Source organism: Rhodococcus sp. (in: high G+C Gram-positive bacteria) (assembly GCF_049286785.1).
Taxonomy (GTDB): domain Bacteria; phylum Actinomycetota; class Actinomycetes; order Mycobacteriales; family Mycobacteriaceae; genus Rhodococcus_F.
The window spans coordinates 1-4,818 of sequence record NZ_JBAQEO010000895.1 but is presented as its reverse complement, the minus strand read 5'-3'; the positions used below and the strand labels follow the sequence as shown (position 1 = coordinate 4,818).

Sequence of the window (4,818 nt, the reverse complement as noted above, 5' to 3'; positions counted from 1 at the left end):
ACTCCAATCTTCCCAGTTCAGGGGGCACTTTCTTCAGTTCGACACGCTGCTACGCAGCTGATCCTTCGGTGGAATCAGGCTAAGGTGATCAGCGAGCCGGGCCGGACACTCGGCACCGGTCAGCCCCTATAGCCCAATTGGCAGAGGCAGCGGACTTAAAATCCGCACAGTGTGGGTTCGAGTCCCACGGGGGGCCCCCCGGCGACCGCGGTGGGACTCGAACCCGCTCAGGCCGTCCCGAGTGCCGGCGCGATGGTGCTGTTCCAGGATTCGTGTAGCCGGTCCTGCCAGTAGGTCCACGTGTGGATGCCGTCGTCGGTGATGTGTGTCTGGAGCTTGGCGCCGGCGAGCTTCACAGCGGGGACGAAGGTCTGGCTGCTCAGGCCGGAGGCGGTCTCGAGTGGGACCATTTGGGCGAACTTCATCGGGTCGAAGTCGTCGCTGGCCGGGTTGACGGTGGGATCGTCCCCCGGCGAACCCGCTCCGGAGGAAATGTAGACGGCTTTGCCGCGCAGCGCGCTGACGTTGAGCATCGGGTCGTTGCGAATCCACGACGCCGACGGCCAGAAGCCCCACATGTTCAGCGGGTTGCCGCCCATCTCGCGGACCGATACCTGAATACCCTGCGCAAAGCCGGGGGAGCTGGCCGTCGGGTACCCACTGTAGGAGGCGACCGCCTTATAGAAGTCGGGTCGGTGAACGGCGAGGTTCAACGCGGAAGTGCCGCTCATCGACAGACCTGCGATCGCGTTGTTCACCCCGTCGCTGCCGAACTGGGAGGCCATCACCGGGGGAAGCTCACGGGTCAGGAAGGTTTCCCACTTGACCCGGCCGAGCTTCGGGTCGTCCCGCTGCCAATCCGAGTAGAAGGTGCCGCCGCCGCCGAACGGAATGGCAACGTTGACGTGCTTGCCGGCGAAGAACCTCTCCACGTCGGTCTCGATCAGCCAGCCGTTGTTGTCGTCCGGCGCGCGTAGCCCGTCGAGGAGGTACAGGGTCGGCGCGGGACCATCGCCCGCCGCCCTGAGCACCTTCACCGGAATGTTCTTGTTCATCGACGGTGAATACACCGAGATCAGAGTCGAGTCGGCGTGGGCGATGCCGACTCCGGTGACGAGGGACGCGAGGCCCGATGCCAACACTGCGACGAGTCCCACGATCAATGCGCGGGTGCGACGAATCGCCATACTGATGTCCTTAGCTTTCGTACCGACTGCAACCCCGGGGGGTAACAGGAAGATAACGACGAGGAATGCTACCCGGGACTCCGTGATCATGCGAGGTGGACTTTGCCCGCAGCTCCCTATTACCACGTCAACACTTCTAGACTGGGCACATGGGTGTGCTCCTCGTCACAGGCGAAACCGTCGACTACTCGAAGATCGAGGAGCGCGCGCCGTCGGTCGCCCACCTGTTCCTCGAGCGGACCGCCGCCACCCCGCATGGAGAAGCCTTCAGGTTCCCGGACGGCGAGGGATGGGCCGGTGTCACCTGGGGGCAGGTAGGTGAGCGCGTCCGCGTGATCGCTGCGGGGCTGATTGCACTCGGTGTCGAGCATGAGGACACGATCGCGGTTGCGTCGTCGACACGGTACGAATGGGTGCTCGTCGACTTCGCGGTGATGTGCGCGGGAGCCGCGACCACCACCGTCTATCCCACCACCAACGCACCCGACGTCGCCTTCATCATCGCGAATTCGGGCAGCCGTGTCGTCGTCGCCGAGGATCAGACGCAGCTCGACAAGCTCATCGAGCATCGTGCGGAACTGCCCGACGTGCGCAAGGTGGTTCTCATCGACGGTGAGGGTGACGGGGACTGGGTGATCACCCTGGGCGATCTCGAGGAACTCGGCCGAAAGTTGCTCGCCGAATCACCGAATGTGGTGGTCGAGCGCATCCACGAGATCCGCCCCGAGCAACTGGCCAGCATCATCTACACCTCCGGCACCACCGGGAAGCCGAAGGGTGTCCGGCTGCCGCACTCGGCGTGGACCTACACCGCAGCGGCTGTCGACGCCCTGCACATCCTCGGCCCGGACGACCTGAACTATCTGTGGCTGCCCTTGGCCCACGCCTTCGGAAAGGTAATGCTGGCGCTACCACTGCAGATCGGTTTCCCCACGGCGGTCGACGGCCGCGTCGACAAGATCGTCGAGAACCTTGCCGTCGTGCACCCCACCTTCATGGGTGCGGCCCCTCGGATCTTCGAGAAGGCGCATGCCCGGATCGAGGGCATGATGGCCGAAGAGGGTGGCGTGAAGAAGAGGATCTTCGACTGGGCGATCGGCGTCGGCCTGAAGGTCTCGAAGGCCAAGCAGACAGGCGGGGAGCCCGGACCCTGGACTTCGTTGCAGCACAGAATCGCCGACCGCTTGGTGTTCTCCACCATCCGAGAGCGATTCGGTGGGCGGCTGCGCTTCTTCGTTTCGGCCGCGGCGGCGCTGGACCGTGACGTAGCTCAGTGGTTCGACGCCGTGGGCATCGTTGTACTGGAGGGTTACGGGTTGACCGAGACGTCGGCGGCGTCGTACATCAACCGCCCGTCCGCGTATCGATTCGGCTCGGTCGGCTGGCCCTTCCCCGGTACCGAATGCGCAATCGCGCAGGACGGCGAGATCCTTCTGAAGGGCCCGGGAGTGATGAACGGTTATCACGACCGCCCCGACGCCACCGCCGAGGCGCTCGAGCCCGACGGCTGGTTCCACACCGGCGACATCGGCAGCATCGACGAGGACGGCTTTCTGCACATCACCGACCGCAAGAAAGACATGTTCAAGACGTCGCAGGGCAAGTACGTCGCGCCGTCCGCGATCGCGGCGACCTTCAAGGGTATTTGCCCGTACGTCGGGGAGATCATCGTTCACGGCGAGAATCGGCCGTACTGCGTCGCGTTGGTCAGCCTCGATGCCGAGGCCGTCACCGAGTGGGCCGGTAAGAACGGGCTCGGTGGCAGGTCGTTCACCGAGATCGCGCGGGATGCGAAGACACGTGATCTGATCGGCGGCTACATCGATGAATTGAACGAGCGACTGAATCGGTGGGAACAGATCAGGAAGTTCGCCGTCATCGACCGCGAGTTGTCCATCGAGGCGGGTGACCTGACACCGAGCATGAAGCTGCGCCGCAAGGTGGTCGTCGACAACTTCGTCGACGATATCGAGGCTCTCTATGGTGAGAGCTGACGTGGCGGCTGCGAGAACCGGTTAGACGGCCGGCGGTTGTGGCAGTATCCCGACCTGGACGAGGAACTCCGCCATGTTCCAGTAGTCGGAGTTCCGCTTGATCTTGTCGGCCTCGAACTCGCCCACCGAGGCGCCACGCAACGAGAAGCTCTGGTGGGTCGCCGGGATGGCCGTGTCTCCCTCGTGTGTTCCCGACATCGTCCACTCGTTCGCGAAGCGGCCGCTCGGATCGATGGTCGCCGACCCGGCGTCCTCAACGCGAAAATCGGGGAAGGCGGCGAACGTCTCTTCGACGAAGGCGCGGATCTCCGCCTTTCCCCGGTTCAGTCGACCCAGGGCGGCGTCTTCGTAGACGCCGTCGTCCGTGAAGAACTCGACGACCGCATCGACATCGTGGCTATTCCACGCGTCCCGGTAGCGATCGAAGGAGGCGGTGTCCATGAGGACCCCCGATCTCGGCTCGATGATGGCCAAGCGAGCCTACCGCGCCCCGGGTGTCGGAAGGAGGAGAAAATTGGCCGGGCGACTGTTCCATCCGGTCGCGGTCGATCCAAGGCATGGTCCGGCTGCGCTCACGCTACCTCGATGCCATTGCAGCTCAGCCCGTTCCGGGCATGGCTTTCGGGACGTGCCGGTGAGGGTTCGGCTTGCGGGACGACCGGCTCTCGCAGCTCGAGCGATGAGTTTTCGGGCCGGGGCGGAGTCTAATTGGGTATGACGATGACGACGAGAGTGTTGAGTGTTTCGGTTCCGGTCGCTGACCAGGACGCCGCGCTGAGGTTCTACACCGGAGTGCTGGGCTGCGAACTCCGCACCGACGTGGAGGTGTGGCCGGGTGCACGGCTGATCGAGGTCGTGCCTCCGGGTTCGAATGTAGCCCTGGTGCTCCTACCGCCCGACAGTGAGATCCCGGTGGCAATCCGGTTGGGCACCTCCGATGCTCAACATGCCCTCGACAAGATCCGTGAGGCTGGCGTGACCCTACACAATGAGGAGCTGATCCGGATGGAAGGGGTGCCGGCGATGTTCTCCTTCACCGACCCCGACGGTAACGGTCTGGTCTACCTGGAGGAGACCGACCAGAGCGAGCCTCGCTAAGCGCGCCAGCCCCCGGCCAGCAGCGCGAAGGAGCAAGGGCATGGCAGATCCCCGACCCTTGGACGCCCTCGATAGAAGGGAGGCAACCGCCGGGGCGATCCCGTTCCCGGTTCGGCGTCAGTGGTGCGCAGTGCACAGGGGCGGTGGGGCTGCGCACCCGGGTCGGGTGCAGCCACGGTCGGCGGAATGACTGTTTAGGTCGTACACCCTATCGGTCGCAATTTGCGGCGGCCCAATCGAGGCGGCCGACGAGTCGAGCTTGCTCGGGTAAGGACTTTGTCCACTAGTGCCCGCACGGTGGGTGCGACTAGCGTCGGCAGCGTCAAGACCAGGTTGCACGGGGTCTGCGACTTGCCGGTGCAGACGAACTCGAGCCAACGCTTGACCAGTGTGTGGTTCAGGGGAAGTGTGTGGTTCAGGGGAGTTAAACACAATACCGTTCAGTTAGAGGGTTGTGCGGTATCGTGTCGGCGTGCCGCGTAGTGGATGGGTGAAGCCGGAGTCGGATCGTCGGCTGTCGGATCTAGTGTCGGTAGGGT

General features: G+C 64.2%; 4 protein-coding genes and 1 tRNA gene. 3 read left to right on the top strand and 2 right to left on the bottom strand.

Translation table 11 applies throughout. The annotated features are described in order from the left end of the window. Window positions 1-122: 122 nt before the first annotated feature. A tRNA-Leu gene (locus tag WAW17_RS32170) sits at window positions 123-196 on the top strand. Between the two features lie 31 nt (window positions 197-227). Here the strand turns inward: WAW17_RS32170 and WAW17_RS32165 are convergent. Further along, on the bottom strand, window positions 228-1,187 hold the full coding sequence (locus WAW17_RS32165; protein ID WP_422336879.1) for an alpha/beta hydrolase: 960 nt from the start codon (window positions 1,185-1,187) through the stop codon (window positions 228-230). 149 nt (window positions 1,188-1,336) lie between these two features. On the opposite strand from WAW17_RS32165, the gene WAW17_RS32160 reads away from it, so the two are divergent. After that, on the top strand, window positions 1,337-3,181 hold the full coding sequence (locus tag WAW17_RS32160; RefSeq protein ID WP_422336878.1) for an AMP-dependent synthetase/ligase: 1,845 nt from the start codon (window positions 1,337-1,339) through the stop codon (window positions 3,179-3,181). Window positions 3,182-3,202: 21 nt separating this feature from the next. Here WAW17_RS32160 and WAW17_RS32155 read toward each other — a convergent pair whose 3' ends face one another. Continuing rightward, on the bottom strand, window positions 3,203-3,622 hold the full coding sequence (locus WAW17_RS32155; protein ID WP_422336877.1) for an ester cyclase: 420 nt from the start codon (window positions 3,620-3,622) through the stop codon (window positions 3,203-3,205). Window positions 3,623-3,901: 279 nt separating this feature from the next. Here WAW17_RS32155 and WAW17_RS32150 point away from each other — a divergent pair, with 279 nt between their 5' ends. Next, window positions 3,902-4,279 (top strand): VOC family protein, encoded by a 378-nt coding sequence (locus tag WAW17_RS32150; protein ID WP_422336876.1) that lies wholly within the window; start codon window positions 3,902-3,904, stop codon window positions 4,277-4,279. Window positions 4,280-4,818: the final 539 nt, after the last annotated feature.